We start from the raw sequence: 22621 nt of genomic DNA on the forward strand, positions 1-22621 counted from the left end.
GCTTTTTACCACCCTGGGCTTACGGCAGGATGGACAAGCATGTACGGAAAAGGGGTTGTTGTCATGAACAGGGAAAGCGTTCGCGCCCTGCTGGACTCCGTTGCGGACGACGTGATCCAGTGGAGGCGGCACCTGCACAAGCATCCGGAACTGTCGTTTCAGGAGGAGAAGACAGCGCAGTTCGTGTACGACCGGCTGCAGTCGTTCGGGAATCTGGAACTCTCCCGGCCGACCAAAACCAGTGTGGTCGCCCGTCTCATCGGTGCCCAACCGGGACCCGTGATCGGTCTTCGGGCCGACATGGACGCACTGGCGATCCAGGAAGAGAACGACTTTCCGTTCGCATCCGCGGTTCCCGGCGTCATGCATGCCTGCGGGCACGACGGGCATACGGCGATGCTCCTGGGCGCGGCGAACGTGCTCTCCCGTCTGCAGGACCAGATCAGGGGAGAAGTGCGCTTCATTTTCCAGCACGCGGAGGAGATGCACCCCGGCGGCGCCCGTGAGATGGTGGAGGCAGGCGTGGCGGAGGGCGTCGATGCCATGCTCGCCATCCATCTGATGTCGTCTGTCCCGGTCGGCAAAATCGGGCTTGCCTACGGTCCGGTCACGGCCAATTCCGACCGGTTCGACATTACGATCCAGGGCAGGGGCGGTCATGCCTCCACGCCGCATTCGGCGATTGATCCGGTGGCGATCGGCGCGCAGGTGATCGCCAATCTGCAGCAGATCGTCTCCCGCAACACCGATCCACTGGAACAACTGGTCATCTCCGTGACCAATTTTCACGGAGGAACGGGGGCCTATAACGTCATCCCCGACAAGGCGGAACTGCGCGGCTCCGTGCGCAGTTTCAGCCAAGCCGTTCGCGAAGCGGCGGTGAAGCGAATGGAACAGATTGTCAAGGGGATCACGGAAGCGCACGGCGCCACGTACAGCTTTGACTACCGGTACGGGTACGCTTCAGTGGTAAACGATGAACAGGTCACCAGGGCGGTGGAGGAACTGATCGTGGAGGAATGGGGCGAACAGGCGCTTCTGCGCATGCCGCCGATGATGGGCGGCGAAGATTTTTCCGCGTTCGCCGCTCGCGTGCCAAGCTGCTACATCTGCCTTGGCGCCGGCAACGTGGAAAAGGGCATCGTGTATCCGCATCACCATCCGCGCTTCACCGTTGACGAAGACGCCCTGCGGGATGGGGTTGCCCTGTTCGTTCGGGGCGTATTGAAATTGACGGGTGCGGAAACCGGCCAACCAACAGGAACCAAGTAGGGGGCGAAAGAGAATGGCAAATGGCGCGGCAGGCTTGCAGCCAGACCTGCAAAACCAAAAAGGGATTTTGAAATGGATCGAAACCGTGGGGAACAAACTGCCTCACCCGTTTATGCTCTTTGTGTATCTGTGCCTGATCCTGATGGTGATCTCAGCCATTCTCGCCGGACTGGACATCTCCGTGATGCACCCCGGCAAAGGGGAAGCCGTCCCGGTGAAAAGTCTGCTGAGCGTCGAAGGGATCCACTGGATTTTTACCAGCATGTTGAAAAACTTCACCGAATTCCCGGCACTCGGCCTCGTGCTGACCATGACGTTGGGGATCGGTCTGGCGGAAAAGGTGGGCCTGCTCACGACCGTCCTGCGCAAAATCATGACCCGCGTGCCGAAAGCGATTGTCAGCTACGCGGTGGTATTTGTCGGCGTGCTGGGCAACCTCGCCTCCGACGCGTCCATGGTGATCATTCCGCCGCTGGGCGGTCTCGTCTTCCTGGCGATGGGCCGCCATCCGATCGCCGGTATCGCCGCCGGCATGGCCGGGGTCTCGTCTGGGTTCACGGCCAACCTGTTCATCGCGGGCACGGATGCCCTGCTCTCCGGCATCTCCACGGAGGTGGCCAAGACGATCGATCCCCACGCCCACGTCTCCCCGCTGGACAACTGGTTTTTCATGTCCGCGTCCGTCTTTCTCCTGTCCTTCATCGGCGCCTGGATTACGGACAAGGTGATCGAGCCGCGCCTGGGCGTGTATCAGGGAGAAAAGCAGGTCCGCTTTGAGGAGTTGAGCGAGCGGGAGAACAAGGCGCTGCGCGCAGCCGGCATCGCCGCCCTGGTATTTGCGGCAGTGACGGCCCTGCTCGTCGTGCCGGAAGGAGCGCTCCTGCGCGATCCCAAGACAGGAGACTTTTTGACGTCGCCGTTCCTGAAGGGCATCATTCCGATCATCCTGCTCTTTTTCGTGACCGTTTCCGCCGTGTACGGAAAGAAGATGGGGCTCATCACGACTACAAAGGACATTCCGCGCTACATGACGGAAGCGGTGAAAGACATGTCCGGCTTTATCGTGATGGCCTTTACGGCCGCCCAGTTCATCGCCTTTTTCAACTGGAGCAACATCGGCATTCTGCTGGCCGTAAGCGGCGCTGATTTCCTGAAAAGCATCGGGCTGACCGGGCTGCCGGTCGTGCTCGGGTTCACGCTGTTCACCGCATTCGCCAGCCTGTTCATCACCAGCGGTTCGGCGTTGTGGGCGATGCTGGCTCCGGTGTTCATGCCGATGCTGATGCTGCTCGATTATCATCCGGCGTTTATCCAGGTGGCGTACCGCATCGCCGACTCGGCCACCAACACCATTTCGCCGGTGAATCCGTACCTGCCGCTGATCCTGGCCTACTATCAAGAGTACAAAAAGGACGCGGGAATGGGCACGATCTTCGCGACGATGACACCGTACGCGCTGTCCTTCCTGCTGATCTGGATCGTACAGATGATCGTCTGGTTTGTCCTTGATCTGCCGGTCGGTCCCGGCGTCTATCCCCGCTGAGGCCGACAGGCGAAGAGCCGCATGCTGTCGAAGCTGCGGCTCTTTTTGCCGGAACGCAAGACATTCAGGCTTGGACATTTGCGGGAGAAAGGGGTATGGTGAAAAGGAAGAAACATGCAAAGCGAGGGGAGAACAGTGCCGCATCACTTTGACATCCGGATTGAACGACGAGGCACCAACAGTTTGAAATGGGATTACAACAAGCGGATGATGGGAGAAGAGGACGTCCTGCCGATGTGGGTGGCCGATATGGACTTTGCGTGCCCGCCGGCGGTGACGGAGGCGCTGGTTCGCCGGGCGCAGCATCCCGTTTACGGGTATCCCGGGCGGCCGGCCGAGCTGTACGAGGCGGTGGCGGACTGGTTCGTCAGGCGGTTTGGCGTCACGGTCGACACCGGTTGGTTGGGAACGGTGCCGGGGGTCGTGCCGGGAATGCACATCGCCGTCGAAGCGTTTACCGAACCGGGCGACAGCGTCCTGATCCAGACGCCGGTCTACCATTCGTTTTTTTACGCGGTGGAAAGCTTGGGCCGCCGGCTCGTGCAAAATCCGCTGCGGGAAGAGAACGGCCGGTACGTCATGGACTGGGACGGCCTGCGGCAGGTCTTGGACGAGAACCGGCCGAAACTGTTTTTGCTGTGCAGTCCGCACAATCCGGTGGGACGGGTGTGGACCCGGGAGGAACTGGTGCGGCTTGGACAGATGTGCGCGGAACTGGACATCGTGGTGGTGTCGGACGAAATCCACGCCGACCTCGTCTACGAGAAAGGGCGGCACGTGCCCTATTTCTCGCTCCCGGATCCCCTGGCAAGCCAAAGCCTTACCTTGGTCTCCGCCACCAAGACGTTTAATCTCGCCGGGTTGACCAGCGCGTTCGTGATATCCCCCGCTCCCCGGCTGCTGCAGGCGTTCAGGCAGGCGGCCAGGCGGATGGGGCACCCATTCCTCAACCTGTTCGGCATCGAAGCGACCATTGCCGCCTATCGGTACGGCGAGCCGTGGCTGGATGAACTGCTCGTCTATTTGAAGGGGAATGCGGAATACATCCGGGACTTTCTGGCCGAGCGAATTCCCGAAGTATCCATGGCCGTTCCCGAGGCCACCTATCTCGGATGGATGGACTTCCGCCGGTTGGGCCTGAGCCAAAACGAACTGAACGCACTCGTGCGCAAGCGGGCGAAGCTGGGCCTGCATGACGGGACGGTGTTTGGAAAGGAAGGGGCAGGGTTTCAGCGGATCAACTTTGCCTGCCCGCGCGTCGTCCTGGAGGAAGCGATGTCCCGCCTGGAGATGGCTCTCCATGAGTAGGGCGGCAGCGCTGTGCGACCTTCGCTACACCATCTGCTTCGTGACGAGCGGCGAGTACGTGCTGATGCTGAACCGCCGCCGCGCCCCCAACATGGGCTTGTGGAACGGGCTGGGCGGCAAAATCGAGCCGGGGGAGACGCCGACCGAGAGCATCCTGCGGGAAGTGAGGGAAGAGGCCGGGCTGGTTCTGCCGGACGTCGTCTACGGCGGTGTCGTCACCTGGCAGTGGGAGGGCGGAGCGGGCGGCATGCACGTCTTTCTCGCTTCCGTACCTCCCAAGACCATTGTACAGGGCGTGCGGGACACGCCGGAGGGCATTCTTGCCTGGCAGCCGCTCGCCTGGGTGCTTGATCCCGCCAACCGGGGCGTGGTGAGCAACATTCGCCACTTCTTGCCGGTGATGCTGCGCGATCCGCGTCCGCGCCGCTTCGCCTGCCTGTACGATCAGGAGCGGTTGGTCAGCGTAGAGCAGTTCCCGTTGGAAACGCGGTGAACTTCCTGAATTTGACATCGGCATGCCCGCTCATTACAATGAGGGAACGGGCAGCCATAGGCGCTGCAGGCTGTACACTGGCAGCGAGGGCGATGCGAGATGAACAGGATGGGTCTGAAGGACATGCAGTCGCAGTTGGAAGCGGCCGTCGAGCAGGCGGCTCGGTTCACCGGCGAAGGAAAGGTGGCCGCGTACATACCGGAACTGGCCAAACAGGACAAAAACCGGCTGGGAGCGAGCGTCTGCCTCCTTGACGGCACCCTGCTCACGGCGGGAGACGCGCATGTGCCGTTTACCCTGCAGAGCATATCCAAAATCTTTTCGCTGATGGTGGCCTTGTGCGACCACGGACAGCGGTACGTGTTTGAGCGGGTGGGAAAAGAGCCGACCGGCGACCCGTTCAATTCCATCGTCAAGCTGGAATTGATCAAGCCGCACAAACCGCTCAACCCGATGATCAACGCGGGGGCGATTGCCGTCGCCGGGATGATCGCGGGCGCGAGCGTGGAGGAGCGGCTGGCGCGCATGCTGCGCCTGCTAAGGAAGATGACGGGCAATCCTGACCTGTCCGTGAACGAAGCGGTATACCGTTCGGAACAGGAGACGGCCAACCGCAATCGGGCGCTCGCCTACTTTCTGAAGGACAGCGGCATCCTGGAAGGCGACGTGGAAGAGACGCTCGACTTCTACATTCGTCACTGCGCGATCGAGACGACGGCCGCAGAGCTGGCCCGGCTGGGGGCGGTGCTGGCCGCCGACGGATGCGATCCCGCGAGCGGCGAGCGGTTCATCCCGCGGGAGGTGGCCCGGATCTGCAAAACGTTTATGGTCACATGCGGCATGTACAATGCGTCCGGCGCGTTTGCCATCGACGTCGGCGTACCGGCCAAAAGCGGCGTGGCCGGCGGCATCATGGCCGCGGTTCCGAACCGCATGGGAATCGGCGTGTACGGCCCGGCTTTGGACGACAAGGGCAACTCGCTGGCCGGGGTCAAACTTTTGGAAACCATTTCCACCGAGTGGAACCTGAGCATCTTTTAGGAGCGCGGTTGCGGGTCTTCGGAACAATCTGTGCCGTTCGGGAGGGCGGACCGGTTACAGTTGTCTCCCCATCTCCCCTTTTCAAATGCGCCAGAATGGCGTACTATGTATGGTAAGGATGGTGGCAAACGGAGGGATAGGTTTTGACAGAGATTAAGGTTCCCGATCTGGAACAAAAAGCGCTAGCGTTGCTGCGAGCGGACGCAGAAAAGATCTATAAACTGATCGACGTACAGATGGAAAACCTGACCATGCCGCAGTGCCCGTTGTATGAAGAAGTGCTGGACACGCAGATGTTCGGGCTGTCGCGTGAAGTAGAATTTGCCGTCCGTCTGGGACTGATCGAGGAGGAAATCGGCCGCGAGATCATGGGCTCGTTGGAGCGGAAGCTGGCCGATCTTCATGAGCACCGGCAGAAGTAAAGCGAGGGGGTGGCGACGTTCCTCGCTTTTTCATTTTCACGAAAAAAACCTTGCATTTTTTCAATGACTGCATTACATTTATACATATCATTTTCATTGTGCCAAAAGCGATGACAGAGACCAGTACACGGTCCAGCGGCTTGACAGGGAGGAATCGCCGGAGACTGAAAGCGGTTCTGAAGCGCGCCCCGTGGAATTCCCTCTGGAGCTGTCCTCTGAACGGTTGTCCCAGTAGGAGGAGCACCGGGTCATTCCCGTTACCAATGGCAAAGAGAAGCTGAGCTGTCCTTCACCCGAAGGCACCTCAGGCTTAAGCAGGGTGGTACCGCGAGCAGACTCGTCCCTACAGGGGCGGGTTTTTTTCATGGGCCCGTTGCCACACCCACACAACCGCATCCATCATCAGCGATGACAGAGACCAGTAAGCGGACCAGCGGCTTCACAGGGAGGATCGGTCCTGACTGAGAGCCGATCCGAAGCGCGCCCCGCCGAATTCCCTCTGGAGCTGTCCTCTGAACGGCTGGCGCCCCCAGTAGGAGGAACCGGGTCATCCCCGTTATCAATGGCACGAGTGAGGCCGGGTGTCTGGCAGCAGCGTCTGTCCCTGGCCTAACAAGGGTGGTACCGCGAGTAAATCGACTCGTCCCTTTCAGGGGGACGAGTTTTTTTGTTTCTCCATACAGGACATACGATTTGGTGAAGGAGGGGTTCGTGTATGACGAACCAAACGGAACAATGGACGAACCGGTTGGGGTTCATCCTGGCGGCCGCCGGGTCGGCGATCGGGCTCGGGGCCATCTGGAAATTTCCCTACGTGGCGGGCACGAGCGGGGGCGGGGCATTTTTTCTGCTGTTCCTGCTGTTTACCGTGCTGATCGGTCTGCCGCTGCTGTTGGGGGAGTTCGTCATCGGACGGAGCACCCAGCAGGAGGCCATTTCAGCTTACCGCACCATCGCTCCGGGTACGGGCTGGCATTGGATCGGGCGGCTGGGGGTGGCCACCTGCTTCCTGCTGCTGTCGTTTTACAGCGTGGTCGGCGGCTGGATTTTCACCTATTTCTTTCGCGGCCTCACCGGTCAGTTGATCGGGCAGCCCTATGAGCAATTGTTCCAGGACGTGATCGCCGACCCGATCGGCTCCGTCGCGGCGCAGTTCATCTTCATGCTGGCGACGATCGTGGTCGTGGCCCGCGGGGTGCAGAGCGGGATCGAATCGGCCAACCGGTACATGATGCCGGGGCTGTTTCTCCTGTTCCTGGTGCTGATGGTCCGCTCGCTGACGCTGGACGGGGCGGGAAGCGGGGTAGCGTTCTTCCTGATGCCCGACTTTTCCAAGCTGTCTGCGGAGTCGATCCTGTACGCCATGGGGCAGTCGTTTTTCTCGCTCAGCGTCGGGGTGTCGGTGATGGTGACCTACAGCTCGTACCTCGGCAAAGAGGAAAACCTGGTGAAATCGGCCGGGTCGATTGTCGGCCTGAATCTCCTGGTCGCCTTTTTTGCGGGGCTGGCGATCTTCCCGGCGGTGTTTTCGCTCGGCATGAAGCCGGAGGCGGGGCCGGGCCTGCTGTTCATCATCCTGCCGTCGGTGTTCGAGCATATTCCGTTCGGCACCCTGTTTTTGCTGGTGTTTCTCGCCTTGTTCCTGTTTGCGACGCTGACGAGCGCCTTTTCCATGCTGGAGGTGATCGTGGCTTCGCTCGCCAGGGGGAACGAAGACAAACGGAAGCGGCTTTCCTGGATCGTCGGCATGCTGATTTTCGCCGTCGGGATTCCGTCCGCGCTCTCGTTCGGCGTCTGGTCGGACGTCACCGTCTTCGGCAAAACGATGTTTGACGCCGCCGATTTTCTCGTGAGCAACGTGCTGATGCCGCTGGGGGCGCTGTTGATCGCGGTGTTCGTGCCGTTGAAGATGAAGCGGGAGGTCCTGATCCGCGAACTGCAGGCCCGTACGCCGCTGGGCAGAAAGCTGTTTGCCGCCTGGCTGCTGCTGCTCAAGTACGCGGCGCCGCTTGCCATCATCGTCGTCTTTCTGCATTCGCTCGGCTTCCTGTGAGAAAAAAGACTGCCGCGTCGGGCAGTCTTTGCCTGCAGACAAGGTTTCGTAAGGAACAGGTCTGCAGGCTTTTTTGTTGAATACAGGAATTCATATCAGCAATCGTTTTAAGAGGTGGCACTATGCTCTACAATCAACAGGATGAAGGCCGTTATCAAAATTCTGCAGGTTCGTTTGGATGATGATCGAAACGAACATCGCCTATCGGTGGTTTCTGGGTTTCGACTTTACACAATTGTGAATCCCTCTGTAAAATTCAAGAATGTGACTTGGCCGTGAATGTTCGAGGAGGTGTAAATATTCGCGGGGCGTTCTCGGGCAAGGTCCAAGCCGATACTCTCACCGGGATGGTCATAGCCCCTTAAAAAGAAGGGGCCGCGAAGAAAAACAGGTCTATTTCTTCGCGGCTGTTCTCGCATGGGAGTGTGGAATGCATGTCTGAAGTAGTCTAGGAGGCTTTCCCGCCGCCCTTCGGAAATACGGTATACGAAAGAGCGACGATGCTGTCGATTACGAAGATCAAGGTCCAAATTCTGCTAAGGTTGTTGACAGTTGGATTGGCAAAAGGCAGTGTTCCTTCCTTGGCTGAGAAAAACTCGTCAAAAAACTGGTTCATGCTTGCCATTTCATAGACGCGTGAGGACAGCCCGAACAGTAAGAAGAAAACCAGGTGGGCTGCCGCATAGACGGCCAGATGAACGTAAAAATGCTTCCGTTCTTTTTGTGCGTGTTCCTTGCCGACCAGCTTCTTCGGCGGAGCGATAGCGGGTGCAGGCTCCCCTTTCCACTTGGCTACATAGATTTGGATGTAGTAATCAAGTTTTTTGAAGTCGCTTTTCCCATACGTGATCGCATAGAGGAAAACAACCACGATCACGACTTGGTAACTGGAAAACTGCCCTGTTTGCAAATAATCGAAAAAGCCTAAGGAAGCGATCCACAGGTCATTGATAATAAAGAGAAGAAAAAACACAAAACTGAGAGTTTTTTTGCCAAACCAATACCTGAGGACCAAGAAAGTGATGATGGAAATCCAAAAGATGACTTCTGCGAGAATCAAGAACATCCATTTATGGGCTAAAATGTAATCCATGGTTGTTGTCTCCCTTTACAAAGAGTGTGAAAACATGGTGAGCCACTTCATGTCGGCTTCCAGATGGAGGATTTTTCCCTCGATCAGGTACAGAATGTATTCATTGTCGCCGGTTGGATCGATACTTCTGCGCAGCCTTTGCAATTGAAAAATGGTTTGAATAATGAGCTCCTGTTGGCTTTTGATCATGTCGTGCAACGAATCAAAGCGGAGCTTCTTGGCGCACAGCAGCTTGAAGAAAAACTCGTCCTTCAACAATGTTTTTTCAACGGGCTGCAGAAGCCAGGCAGACAAATCTTCCTTTCCTTTATCGGAAATTTTGTAAACTTTCAGTTCGGAGGAGCCGTCCCTTGCCTCCTCAACCAGTCCGTCACGGACAAGCCGGTCAATGGTTGTATAGATTTGACCGGCATTCAGTTCCCATTGATGGTAAACCATACGCTCGAATGAAACCTTCAGATCGTAGCGGTGACGGGGTGCTTCCGATAACAAGGTCAATATCGCGTACTTCACAGACATAAAAACCCATTCCTTATTGTTTAGTCATGTTTAAGCGCTTGACCAAGTTTGTATCTCGCCGCCTTTTGGGCAGGAACGACAGCTGCCAGCAGACTGATCAGCAAACCGCTGAAGGTAGACAGCAACAGCGTATCTATAGAAATGACAAAGGAGGCGGCCGTGTCCTGCATGGTCAACGCATTTACATAAGTCATCGCGATTCCCAGAAGGGTGCCCATCAAGGTCCCGCATATTCCCATCACAACCGACTCGCTCACGATTGATGTTATGACTTGCCCGGAAGTAAACGCCACTGCCCTCATTACGCCAATCTCCCGCATCCGATTCATGACATTCATGATCAACGTATTGAGAATGCCTATCCCGACGACGGCGATGGAGATCATTAACAGGCCGTTGAACAGACTCTTTACGCCTGGAAGGGCGCGCTTTTGTTTTTCCAGCTCCTCGGATAAAGTCTGCACGCGCTCAAGATCAAACGGGAACGTATTCAGGAGAAAGTCCTTCACACTGGTTTCGGCAGCGCGATCCGCGACTGTAATCAAGCCTTTGTAGGCATTCGTTTCGGGGAACAGCTTGTCGAAATGGCTTTCTTCCATAAAAGCGGTATAACCGCCGTATTGAGAAGTGCTGACCTTGCCGAGCACGATCAGCTCTGTCGGTACGTTATTCCGGATGATTCGTATCGGATCGCCTGCTTTTCCGCCCCATTCGCGAAAAGCATAGTCGCCTAGCAATACCCCGTTCGGGTGCGCTTTCAGAAGCTGGAGCAAATCCGTATTTTTCCTTTGGGGATCATAAAACAACGGGTGTTTTTGGTACCAGTCCGGATTGGCACTGATGATGGTAAACCGGTTTGTTTTCTTGTCTCCACTCCATAGAACCTCTTTTTCTTTGTAAGCGGTGACGCCATGAATGCCTTCGAACTGTTGGATCGCATTCAGTTTCTCGGGAGTAAGTGGGGTTTCCGTGGACAACTGCAGGTTTCCCCCGAAGGAGTGATTCACCTCTGATTCAATGCTCGTTTCCATGGAAGCGAAGATGGAGGAGACGAACAGGCCTAGACAAATGACGAAGGCCAGGATGACCGACATGTTGGCCGAGCGATTGAGCGTGCGAAGAATGTTGTTGCTGGCGATCTTTCCCTCGTAGCCCATGAAGCCGATCCTTTTGAAAAAGCGCGTGAACAGGCTGAGTATGAACGGGAACAGCAGTGTGACCCCCGCCAATAAAAACAGGAGCGAGACAATGCTGTTCAAGAACACGCCAAATAACAGCACAATGCCAGCTACAACCCGATAGGTTGTTTTTTCCTTCTTTTGAGCAGGAACTTGTTTCAGCGTGGCGATCACATCGATTTTACTCGCATATGCAACCGGGATGTGCGCAGCGGCCAACGGGATGCACAAGCCCAAGATGATCGTGATCGGCAGAGCGATGGCAAACTCCGGCGAATAGCTGATGTTGGCTTGGAAGGAATGGAATAATCCTTTCTGCATTAGGGATGCCAGCCCCAACCCGAGAGGAATTCCAAAAATCAGCCCGAGCAAAGAAAGAATCAGAACCTCGCACAAAAACAGCTTTTTGATTTGTGAGGGGATGAAACCGACTGTTTTCATGACGGCAATCTCATTTTTTCGCTCCACCACGCTGACATACAAGGTGTTGTACAAAATAAAAGCACTGATTATCATAGACAGGCCGCCAATGGCATAAAGCATGAGATACAGCTCTTCCAGTTGATTGGTTTGTTTTTCGTCCAGCACAATTTTTTCCATGAAAACAGACGGATCGCTAATTTTATTGCCGATAGAGGCAAGAGCGGACTGTTCCTCCGCTGTATCGTTCAATTTTATGCGTATCTCCTGGACTTGGCCGGTCAGAGAGTACCATTGCTGGACTGTCTGGAGGGGAGCCAAAGCCCGCCAGCTTTTGCTGCTGGCTTCGTCCCAACTGCTTGGCCCTTCCAACAGCGGCGTGTCTTTGACAATCGCCGCGACAGGGACCTCCATATTGCCCGTAGGCAACTGCAAACGGACAAGATCCCCGGCGTTCTTTTTCCACAAGCCAGCAGTTGTTTGAGGGAGAATGATCCCCTCGTTTGCAAGGTTCCCGGAAACGGCCTCCAAAGTAAGCAGCTCGCTCCGGAGCGATGACAGACCCGTTATGCGCAAGCGTGTTTGGGCAAGGTTCTCGGGACCGCCCAAATCAAATCTTGCCTGCTTGTGAATGACGCCTATGGCGGCTTTTACGTTGCTGTCTTGCTGTATGTCGTCCAGGACGCTGCCGGAAAAGGTATGGCTGCTTGACTGTATGGAATAGTCTGCGTTTCCCGTGTAAAGCTTCAACCGTTCCATCGTCATCTTTTTGGCGGTCTCGACTGTGCTCACGACGGCAAAGATGCTGGATATTCCGATGAGGATGGACAGTATCGTAAAAAAGGAGCGCAGTTTATTACGTGTTAAGTAGCGCCAGGATACCCGCCAGTACATCATGCTTATCTCCTTCCTTGTGCTTGATATCCATTTCGATAACCCCATCCCTCAGGAAAATGATCCGATCAGCATAGCTGGCAGAGAAGACGTCGTGCGTCACCATGATGATCGTTAAACGGTCTTGCTGCTGCAAGGACAGCAGCAAATCCAGCACCTCTGTTCCCGTTTTTCGGTCGAGGTTGCCCGTAGGCTCATCGGCCAAAATAACGCTCGGTTTCATCGCAAGCGCTCTTGCGATTGACACCCGCTGCTGCTGGCCGCCGCTTAATTGCGAGGGGAAATTCCCTTCTTTTCCTTGAAGATGTACGGCTTTCACCAGGGAAGATACCGTTGCTTTCACCACCGATTTAGGTAGGCCTTCAGCTTCCATCGGGAACGCAATGTTTTCCTCGACGGTCATCGCAGGAAGCAATTGGTAGTTTTGAAAAACGAAGCCGACGTTTTTCCGGCGAAACAACGTTCGCTCTCGCTCCTGCAAGTCATGTATCGACTTTCCTCCAATGGAAACCTCTCCCGAATCCGGGGTATCCAGGCCACCCAACAGATTGAGCAGCGTACTTTTCCCCGAGCCAGATGGTCCCATGACGGCAACAAATTCACCCTGCGCAATTTCCAGATCAATCCCCTTTAGTACCTGAAAGGACGTTTCTCCTGTCTGATACCATTTCGTCAGGTTTTTTACCGTGATCATTGGTTACCTCCCAAGAAAGTATATACCGAGTATATACAGGGGGTCGTGGCATTATCAAGAGAAACATGCAAAAATAGGAAATCGAACACTTCCTGTTTTTCCTAACATGGTCACAACGATTCAATTCCACGGTAATCGTGTGGAAGTGAATTGTTGCGGGATTTACGGATGTATGAGAAAACCTCCCTTTGTATGATAGGGGTAAATTGCTGGGATAAAGGGGACTCATCATGAAAAGACGTGTGGTTGTGACCGGGATGGGTGTCGTTACGCCAATAGGAGTAACTATCAAAACATTTTGGGAAAACCTTGTACGGGGCGTGAGCGGGGTTGACTATATTCAGGCTTTTGATACCGAAGGGTTTCCGACGACTATCGGTGCAGAAGTGAAAGACCTTGACCTCGATGAATGGTTTACCCACAAAGAAAAGATACGGATGGAAAGCAATACGCAATATGCGATTATCGCCGCAAGGCAAGCCATTTCCCAGGCAAAGCTGGACATGAGTCAACTAGACCCCTACCGCGTGGGAGTCATTGTCGGAACAGGCATGGGGGGAACGAGGCTCATACTGGAGAACAACCGGGACCTGCTTCAGCACGGGTATCGAAAAGTCAGCTCTTACTTGGCATTTGCCTCGCTTGTGGAAGCCCCGACAAGCGAAATCTCGATGATGATAGGCGCAAAAGGAAAAAGCGGGGCCTGGGTAACCGCATGTGCAACAGGAAACAACTGTATCGGCGAAGGCTGCCGAGCGATTCAACACGGAGAAGCGGATGTTATGATTGCTGGCGGAACGGAAGGTCAATTCACGCCCATTGATTTGGCCTCTTTTTGTAAAATAAAGGCTTTATCCACCCGGAATGACAATCCGCAAGCGGCTAGCCGTCCTTTTGACAAGGACCGGGACGGCTTTGTGATTGGCGCGGGAGCGGGTATTGTTGTGCTGGAATCGGAGGAATCAGCCAAGAAAAGAGGGGCTACGATTCTCGCGGAAATAGCGGGATACGGCTCCACCACAGATGCCTATCACGTCACGGCGCCTGATCCGGAAGCGAAAGGTGCGATTATGGCGATGAAAAATGCAATGGCGGATGCCAATGTTTCGCCTGCTGACATCGACTACATCAGTGCCCACGGTTCCAGTACGCGATTGAACGATCAAATCGAAACGCTCGCGATAAAGAAACTTTTTGGCGAAAAGGCCAGGTCCATTCCCGTCAGCTCCATCAAGTCGATGACAGGGCATTTGCTTGCCGGGTCCGGTTCAGTCGAGCTGATTGCCTGCATCCTGGCTCTTCAGCATCAAATCGTGCCGCCAACCATTAATCACCATCAGCCTGATGAAGGATTCGATCTCAACTATGTGCCAAATGAGGCGCAGGCGCATCGGGTGCGGACCGTTTTGAACAACTCGTTTGGTTTCGGCGGGTACAATGCTTGTATCGTCGTCAAAGAATGGCAAGGGTAAGTTGTCGGATCGGAGGGAGAGGAAGAGCAATGAGTGTGATCAATCTACGGGAAAAACACGTGAATATAGAGCAGTTTCCGAACATGGACGCATGCATTCATCATTTAATCGAACGACAGGCAGCGCTGACGCCTGATCAGACCGCAGTCATGTATGAAGAAACCGGGCTCAGTTATCGGCAGCTTAACGAAAAAGCAAATCAGTTTGCGCATTACCTCGTGACATGCGGGCTGCAGATAGAAGAGCCTGTTGCTGTTTGCATGGACCGCTCTCTGGAGATGGTCATTGTATTGCTGGGCGTGTTGAAAGCGGGAGGCGCCTATGTTCCGATTGACCCGAATTATCCGCAAAAGCGCGTGGAATACATGCTGACGGATGCGAAGGCCCCCATCGTTGTCACTTCCAAGAGCAGGGAAGGGATCCTGGCAAAACAGTCTTTGGGGGATGCGACGCTGATTGTTGCCGACAAGAGCGGGGAATGGCAGGAGCAGCCTGCAACGAATCTTGACCTTCCGATAACTGCCGACAATCTCATGTACATGATTTATACGTCCGGTTCCACGGGAAATCCCAAAGGGGTCATGAATACACACCGGGCTCTAAACAACCGGCTGCAGTGGATGCAAAAAGAGTTTCGATTAAACAGTTCCGACCGCATCCTGCAAAAAACGCCGTTCAGCTTCGACGTCTCCGTCTGGGAATTTTTTTGGCCGCTTCTTGCCGGGGCAACCCTTGTCATGGCCAGACCGGAAGCGCATAAAGATCCCGAATACCTGATCCACACCATCCAAACGATGAACATTACGACCATGCACTTCGTACCGTCGATGCTGCAAATTTTTTTGGATGTTTATCAAACGGGTACGCCGCTTCCGTCTCTCAAGCGGATTATTTGCAGCGGAGAAGCACTGACGAAGTCGATGGAGCTCGCTTTCTTCGCAAAATTTGACCAGGTGGAGCTGTACAACTTATACGGTCCCACAGAAGCAGCAATCGACGTCACCTACTGGAAGTGTACAGGCGACAAGCATGAAAAGTCGGTGCCCATCGGTTTTCCGATCAGCAATATTCACCTGCTGATTCTGGATGGGGACAAGCTGATAACGGAGCCGGGGATAGCAGGCGAACTGCATATCGGAGGAATTGGGCTTGCGAGAGGCTATCATAACAAACCGGAGCTGACAGCGGAGAAATTTATTGCCGATCCCTTCCGAGAAGGGGGACGCTTGTATAAAACCGGCGATTTGTGTAAATACCGCGAAGACGGTGCAATCGAGTATATCGGCAGGGTCGATTTTCAGGTAAAGATACGCGGATACCGGATTGAACTGGGGGAAATTGAAGCGGCACTGGAGCGTTTGCCCTATATCAAACAGTGTGTCGTCACTGCCATTCGCGAAGGCGACAACACCTACCTCGCCGCGTACGTGACGGTCCCGGACGACGAGAAATGGGAAGAGAGTCGCGTTCGCGAACAAATCGCGGAGCAACTGCCCGACTACATGATTCCAGCCTTTTTCGTCCGTCTGGATGCATTCCCTTTATCGGCCAACGGAAAGGTTGATCGAAACAGTCTGCCCGCCCCTCAAAAAAGCGGGTTTGTTCCTGCAGACTGTCAACCAAAGACCGAGATCGAAAAACTAGTCGCTTCGTTTTGGAAAGAGCTTTTGTCATTGGACGAAGTAAGTATTGACACGCCGTTTCTCCACGCAGGGGGCAATTCGCTTTTCGCTGCCCGGCTTGTGGCTCGCGTAAAACAGCGGTTCCAGATTCCGCTTGCTTTGAAAGATGTCTTTCAGCATCCAACCATTTATGAATTGAGCAAATTTATCGAGTCACAGTCTTGCATCGCGGAAGAGCCGAATTTGCTGCCGGCCGGAAACAAGGAGCAGAAGAGAGACTTGTCGTTTGCACAAAAGCGGCTCTGGTTTATCAATGAATGGCAAGGAACCAGTTCCTTGTACAACCTGCCCAACTATTTTGAAATAACGGGACCTCTAGACTACGATGCGTTTGTTGCCAGCCTGGAGTCTGTGCTGGCCCGTCATGAAGTGTTGAGGGCCAACTTTTTCGAGGAGGATGGCCGTCCTTTCCAGATTGTTGATGCCTCAAAAAAGAGCAATCTGGAGCTTGTCTCTTTATCCGGGCTGCCATACGAATCAGCCAGGCAAACAGCTCTTCAGGCGATGGCGGAAGACGCGAGGATCCCGTTCGACCTGACTTCCGATCCGCTATACCGGTTTAAGCTGTATCATCTGGCGGATAATCGGCATCTCTTTTACTACAATGTCCATCATATCGTCTGGGACGGCTGGTCGAATTACGTGTTCCAATCCGACCTGCTCAAGAAATACAACGACATGACGGGCGGGACGGACTGTGAGGCGCAGGAAGGCCGGGAAGGGCATGTCATTCAATACAGCGACTATGTGTGCTGGCAGAATGCTTTTATCGATTCCCCCGTTTATCGGGAGCAGATGGATTTTTGGAAAAAGCAGCTTGCAACCGAGGCCCCGTCTATCAAGCTGATGGCGAATCAGAAAAAAACACGTCCCGATTCTCATGATGGGGCAGTAAGTATGTTCCGGATCCCGAATGAACTGTTGGAGCAATTGAAGGCGTTTTGCAAACAACATCATACGACCCCGTTCATGGCGATGCTTTCGCTCTTTACACTGTTGATTTATCGCTTGTCGCAGGAAAAAGACATTGCGATTGGTACGACTTCCGCAGGGCGGAATCACGCCAAGCTGGAGGGGTTAATCGGCTTTTTCGTAAACACGTTGGTGATCCGAAATGAAATCCGCGAAGGCTCCAGCTTTTCAGAGCTTGTACAGCAGGTAAGCGACACTGCGGTAAAAGCATTCTCATATGGCGACGTCCCGTTTGACAAGGTGGTGGAAGAGCTTCAACCGCAGCGTTCTGTCAACCGGCAGCCTCTGTTTCAATATATGTTCAGCTTCCAGGACTTTTCGTTTGAGTTTGACCATGGAAAGAACCTGACTGTCAGCGAACCGGTTCCCCTCCATAACCAGACTGCCAAGTTTGATCTGACGCTGTTTATCGAACGGAGCGGCGACGAATATATCGGGAAATGGGAGTATCGGACCGATTTGTATCAGGAAGAGACGATCGAGCGGTTTAGTTCGCATTTTCTGCAGCTTTGCCGGGGAGTGCTGGAACAGCCGTTCATTCCTGTTGAACAGGTTCCCGTGATGAGCGAGACGGAAAAACGGTTCATGATCCACACGTTTAATGAGACGGCCTACGAGTTCCCGGATGTTGCCCTGCACGAATGGTTTGAAGCCCAAGCGAAGCGGACGCCGGACAACATCGCCGCCGAGTATGAAGGGGAGTGCCTGACTTACAAAGAGCTGGATGAAAAGGCGAATCAGCTTGCTCACTTGCTGCGGGAAAAGGGCGTAACGGTCGACACGCCGGTGGGGGTATGCATGGAGCGCTCCTTGGAGCTGATCGTGTCCATCATGGGAATTTTGAAGGCGGGTGGAGCTTATCTGCCAATCGATACGGAAGTCCCCTGGGAACGGGCTTACGCCATTTTGCGGGATGCGCAGGCTTCGATTTGCCTGACACAGCCGGGGACAAGTCTGCAGGAAGGAACAGATATCGAACTGCTTTCCTATTTGCTGCACGAGAGCCTTTTGGACGGATATCCAGTCACGAAGCCGGATGTTTCCGTCACTCCGGAGAATCTCGTATCCATCTATTACACGTCAGGCTCGACCGGAAAGCCAAAAGGTGTCAGCAACACGCATAAAGGCTGGGTCAACCGGATGAACTGGATGCAGAACAAGCATCGTTTGAAGGCGCATGAAGTCGTACTGCAAAAGACGATTTTGACGTTTGACGATTCCGCCGTTGAAATTTTCTGGCCATTGACCGTCGGAGCGAAGATCGCGTTTCTTCCCAAGGGAGCGCACCGGGATCCTGTCAGCATCATCGAATATGCGATAAAGCACAATGTTTCTTTGCTTCAGTTTGTTCCGAGCATGCTGAAAATGGTCCTGGAGCAAATCACTCCTCTTCAGAGACGACAACTGACAAACCTGCGCATTGTCGTGTCCAGCGGAGAAGCATTGCACGCCGACGTGGTCCGCTCGTTCTATGAAAGGATGCCGGGCAAGCTGTTTAACACATGGGGGGCAACGGAGGTTTCTATTGATTCCACCTGCTATGATTGCGAGCCTGAGCCGGAGAACGGCTCGGAAATCGTTTCCGTAGGACGTCCGATAGACAATAACCGCATCTATGTTCTGGACAAGTTCCTGGAACCGGTTCCGCCAGGCGTCCCTGGTGATTTGTATATTGCCGGCACAGGCTTGGCCAGAGGATATATCAACAATCCGGAGAGAACGAGTCAGTCCTTTATCCCCGATCCGTTTTATCCGGGAGAGTGCATGTACCGGACAGGCGACAGAGGGTACTTCAAGCCGGATGGAAACATTATGTTCCTCGGCCGTCAGGACAATCAAATCAAGCTGAGAGGAATGCGGGTCGAGCTTGGAGAGATCGAAACCACGCTCAGGTCCATCGACGGGGTTTCCGGGGCTGTGGTCATCGTGCATAAAACCGAGAGCGACGTCCAATATTTGGCTGCTTACTACACGTCCGCAAAAGGCAATATTCCGCCCGGCGCATTGAAGCATGAGCTGAAAAAGGTGCTGCCGGAGTACATGGTACCGAGCTATTACGTACAAGTACAGGCATTCCCGCTAAATGCCAACGGGAAAATCGACCGGCAGCAGCTGCCCAAGCCAACCGAACGCGATCTGGCTTCCGCCGGCGCTTACGTCGCCCCGAAAAACGATAGAGAACAAGCCATTTTATCTATTTGGCGTGAGAAATTAGGAGTGCAAAAAACGGGTGTCCAGGATAACTTTTTCGAATTAGGCGGCCATTCTTTACTAGCGGTGCAGATTATTTCAGAAATCAACAAAAAATGCGGGTCAAAGCTTTACGTGAAAGACTTGTTTGAAAATCCAACGGTTGAAACATTGGCTGGCGTTTTGGAAAGACGCGCGACCAGCGACGCAAACAGTCCGGTTACCCAGGCCGCTGACCGCGATCAGCAATTCCCCCTGTCGGATTCGCAAAAGCGGGTTTGGTTTTTGGATCAGCTCTATCAAGACACCAAATACAACATGCCGCTGGTTTTGAAATTCCACGGGTCTGCTGATGCGGAAAGATTGCGCGATTGCCTCAACCAACTGATCGCCCGACATGAATCGCTGCGTACCGCTTTCCGCAATAAAAACGGGGAGCCCGTGCAGATCATCCTGCCCCAGGCCGACATTTCTCTGCAGGTGGAGGAGTGGGGAGAGCAGGAGTTGCAGCGGATTGTGCGACGTGAGACGTCCATTCCGTTTGATCTCGCTGCGGCACCTTTGGCAAGAGCTCATCTGGTGAAAGGGAAGTCAGCCGATGTGCTGATTCTCGTCTTCCATCATATTATCTGTGATGGCTGGTCACTAAAGGTAATCAAGGAAGAACTGCTCAAGCTGTATGGCGGCGAAGAAACGTTTTTGGACGATCAACCTGTACAATATGTCGACTACCTTTTAAGACACAATCATTTTATCAATCAGGCCGAGTACCAGGATCAGCTTTCCTATTGGATCAAAAAGTTTGACGGAGAGATTCCGCTGCTGCAGCTTCCCATGAACAGACGGCGACAAAGGGAGGGCGAGGTAGAGAATGAAACGCTGAGAACAGCCTTGTCTCCAAAAGTCTCAGCAGATATCAAAGCGTTCAGCCAGCAGCGAAGGGTCACTCCCTTTATGACGATGCTGTCTGTTTTCGGCCTGCTGCTGTCCAGACTGTCCCAGCAAAACGATCTTGTCATCGGAACTCCCGTAGTCAATCGGAATTCTTCTGAATTGGAGCAATCGGTGGGACTTTACCTCAATACGCTGCCGTTGCGGCTGGTTCTGGACCAACATGCAGCCTACAGGGACGTATTGGACCAGACAAAACAAACAGTGCTCGAGGCGTTTGCCAATCAAGATATTCCGTTTGAAAAAATTGTGGAAGTAGTGAATCCGAATCGAAATCTAAACCAAAATCCGCTGTTTGATGTGTTGATCAATTACCGCAATTTTGAAGAACTCAAAACATCTGTCACCCAGAACCTGTTGGTTGAAGAAATCGAACAGGACGAAATCGAATCGAAATTTTTCATGACGCTCTACATTGAAGAAACAAGCAGCGGCTTCCAACTGGCGCTGGCCTATCAAAACCATTTGTTTGAAAAGGCGAGAATGCAGGAATTCCTCAATCAATTCGTTCACCTGCTAAAGCAAGCCATCCAGTCGCCGGATCTGGCTGTCGGGTCCTTTTCGCTGGTGACGCCGGAAGCAAAGAGGATTTTGCCTGATCCTGCAGAAAGCCTGCGGACGATCAAGTTTCCGCGCATCACGCGGAACATAAAGCATTGGAGCGAGCAAATCCCCCAACAGATCGCCGTGGAAGATGCGGGTACAAGCTATACCTATCGGCAGTTGTTCCAGGATTCCATGCAGATTGCCAATGGCTTGCGCAGGCGAGGGGTAAAATCGGGGGATGTCGTCGCGCTGTATGGGGACAGAAGCTATGAAATGGTCGCCGCCATGATCGGCGTACATTTGGCAGATGCCGTTTTTATGAACCTGGACACGCAGTTGCCTGTCAAAAGAATGGAGTCGATGCTGCAAAGCGCAAATCCGCGCCTGATGCTGACCGCCGGGCCTCTTCAGCCGACGCATCAAGGCACGGAATCGAAGCTGCCTGCCTATAAAGTAAGTGAGCTGATCAGTGACAAGACAGAGGAAAACGAAGGCTTTGCACCGGAAGAGGCTTGCGGGTATGCCTATATTTTCTTTACTTCCGGAACGACAGGGGAGCCAAAGGGCATTCTGGGCACGCATAATGGCTTGGCGCATTTCCTGGATTGGCAGCGAAACCAGTTTGCCGTGACACCGGCGGATCGCAGCGCGCAGTTAACCAATAGTACATTTGACGTGTTTTTGCGGGATGTCTTTTTGCCTCTGACAAGCGGCGCTACACTCGTCATTCCTTCCAGGCAGGAGACGGAAATCGTCGATTGGCTCGCCGAGAAAAGGATAACGCTGCTTCATGCGGTGCCGTCACTGGCCGACCATTGGTTGTCGCAGTCGAAAAACGTCAAGCATCTGCATACGCTCAGGCATATATTTTTCGCAGGCGAACCATTGACGGGCGCTCTGGTTCGTTCCTGGCGGAAAGTGACCGATGCGCAAATCAATAACTTCTATGGCCAAACCGAAACAACGATGGCGAAATGCTTCCATATCGTGCCGGAGGAATTCTGCGAGGAAGTGATCCCGATAGGAAAGCCGATTCCGGATACGCAATTGCTCGTTGTCAATCAGCAGAATCAACTGTGCGGGGTTGGGGAACCAGGAGAGATCGTTGTTAGAACCCCCTATCGGACGGCCGGTTACCTGGACAAGCAAGCAGAGCCGTTTACGCCAAATTTCTTCCGTCCGCAAGACGATGACCGTTTGTACCGTACCGGCGATCTCGGCTTGTATCGTCCCGATGGAAGCCTGGAGATTATGGGGCGGGCAGACGATCAAATCAAGATCAGAGGCGTTCGCATCCATAAAAATGAAATAGCTGCGGCGATTTTGCGGCAGACCGACGCAAAACAGTGCGTGATCATGGACACGATGGAGGCCGGCCAAATCCAGCTGCATGCCTACATTGTGATGGAAGGCAAGCGCAAGCTGCATTCCGAACTGCTGCGGAAGCAGTTGCGCCATGAATTGCCCCTCGCCATGATCCCGAACCGGTTTATGCAGATCGACGAGGTGCCTGTAACCAAAAACGGCAAGGTCGATCGAAAGAAACTGGCTGCCATGCGAGCTGCCGAAGCTGGCAACGAGAACGATCACTTGCAAAACCCGGTAGAAGGGGAACTGAAGAAGATATGGCTTGAGCTGCTGCCTGTCTCATCCATTGGAGCAAGCAGTAACTTCTTTGAATGCGGGGGACATTCGCTTCTGATGGTGAAAATGATCGCCCGCATAAGCGAACGGCTTGGCTACGAGGCCAGCCTGATGGAAATTTTTGAGCATCCAACCATCCGAGAACTGGCTGCTTGCCTGCAAAAGAAGAAAAAGAAAAGCGATCTTCCCATTCAAAAAGTAACAAGGGTTAGACAAAAACTGTAATGTGTCCAA

The 22621-nt window shown here is 54.0% G+C and carries 13 protein-coding genes and 1 other annotated feature; of the genes, 9 read left to right on the forward strand and 4 right to left on the reverse strand.

Annotation, left to right across the window (positions count from 1 at the left end; translation table 11 throughout):
* Positions 1 to 63 precede the first annotated feature (63 nt).
* The 7 genes from FOI68_RS00750 (at position 64) to FOI68_RS00780 (ending at position 8132) form a co-directional block, all read left to right on the forward strand.
* Positions 64 to 1272, forward strand: coding sequence for a M20 family metallopeptidase (locus tag FOI68_RS00750; RefSeq protein ID WP_143862072.1), 1209 nt, complete (start codon positions 64 to 66; stop codon positions 1270 to 1272).
* 13 nt (positions 1273 to 1285) lie between these two features.
* On the forward strand, positions 1286 to 2815 hold the full coding sequence (locus tag FOI68_RS00755) for an AbgT family transporter (RefSeq protein ID WP_143862073.1): 1530 nt from the start codon (positions 1286 to 1288) through the stop codon (positions 2813 to 2815).
* A gap of 135 nt (positions 2816 to 2950) precedes the next feature.
* A complete protein-coding gene (locus tag FOI68_RS00760; RefSeq protein ID WP_255433294.1) occupies positions 2951 to 4123 on the forward strand; it encodes a MalY/PatB family protein in 1173 nt (390 codons plus the stop codon).
* Positions 4116 to 4616, forward strand: a complete 501-nt coding sequence (locus tag FOI68_RS00765; protein ID WP_035289676.1) for an NUDIX hydrolase — start codon at positions 4116 to 4118, stop codon at positions 4614 to 4616. Before FOI68_RS00760 ends, FOI68_RS00765 begins: the two co-directional genes overlap by 8 nt.
* 108 nt (positions 4617 to 4724) lie before the next feature.
* Complete coding sequence (glsA, locus tag FOI68_RS00770) at positions 4725 to 5657, forward strand: glutaminase A (RefSeq protein WP_185973852.1); 933 nt, start codon at positions 4725 to 4727, stop codon at positions 5655 to 5657.
* 143 nt (positions 5658 to 5800) lie between these two features.
* Positions 5801 to 6079, forward strand: a complete 279-nt coding sequence (locus FOI68_RS00775) for an Fpa/YlaN family protein (protein WP_029099385.1) — start codon at positions 5801 to 5803, stop codon at positions 6077 to 6079.
* Positions 6080 to 6478: 399 nt separating this feature from the next.
* Positions 6479 to 6730, forward strand: a binding site (T-box leader).
* A 64-nt stretch (positions 6731 to 6794) separates the two neighbouring features.
* Positions 6795 to 8132, forward strand: coding sequence for a sodium-dependent transporter (locus tag FOI68_RS00780; RefSeq protein WP_143862077.1), 1338 nt, complete (start codon positions 6795 to 6797; stop codon positions 8130 to 8132).
* A gap of 448 nt (positions 8133 to 8580) precedes the next feature.
* On the opposite strand, the gene FOI68_RS00785 is transcribed toward FOI68_RS00780, so the two are convergent.
* Genes FOI68_RS00785 through FOI68_RS00800 form a run of 4 tightly spaced genes read right to left on the reverse strand, consistent with a single transcriptional unit; the run spans position 8581 to position 12930 of the window.
* On the reverse strand, positions 8581 to 9225 hold the full coding sequence (locus FOI68_RS00785) for a hypothetical protein (RefSeq protein ID WP_143862078.1): 645 nt from the start codon (positions 9223 to 9225) through the stop codon (positions 8581 to 8583).
* Positions 9226 to 9240: 15 nt separating this feature from the next.
* Positions 9241 to 9744: a PadR family transcriptional regulator gene (locus FOI68_RS00790; protein ID WP_044900212.1), complete on the reverse strand. Its 504-nt coding sequence runs from the start codon at positions 9742 to 9744 to the stop codon at positions 9241 to 9243.
* A 20-nt stretch (positions 9745 to 9764) separates the two neighbouring features.
* Positions 9765 to 12239, reverse strand: coding sequence for an ABC transporter permease (locus tag FOI68_RS00795; RefSeq protein ID WP_185973843.1), 2475 nt, complete (start codon positions 12237 to 12239; stop codon positions 9765 to 9767).
* Positions 12199 to 12930 (reverse strand): ABC transporter ATP-binding protein, encoded by a 732-nt coding sequence (locus FOI68_RS00800; RefSeq protein WP_029099390.1) that lies wholly within the window; start codon positions 12928 to 12930, stop codon positions 12199 to 12201. The genes FOI68_RS00795 and FOI68_RS00800 overlap by 41 nt, the downstream gene beginning before the upstream one ends.
* A 230-nt stretch (positions 12931 to 13160) precedes the next feature.
* Between FOI68_RS00800 and fabF the strand changes: the two genes are divergently transcribed.
* Both fabF and FOI68_RS00810 read left to right on the forward strand, forming a co-directional pair.
* A complete protein-coding gene (fabF, locus tag FOI68_RS00805) occupies positions 13161 to 14402 on the forward strand; it encodes a beta-ketoacyl-ACP synthase II (protein ID WP_044900214.1) in 1242 nt (413 codons plus the stop codon).
* 29 nt (positions 14403 to 14431) lie between these two features.
* Positions 14432 to 22612, forward strand: coding sequence for a non-ribosomal peptide synthetase (locus FOI68_RS00810; protein ID WP_143862080.1), 8181 nt, complete (start codon positions 14432 to 14434; stop codon positions 22610 to 22612).
* Positions 22613 to 22621 lie beyond the last annotated feature (9 nt).

This window comes from Brevibacillus sp. LEMMJ03, from assembly GCF_007197875.1.
Taxonomy (GTDB): domain Bacteria; phylum Bacillota; class Bacilli; order Brevibacillales; family Brevibacillaceae; genus Brevibacillus; species Brevibacillus thermoruber.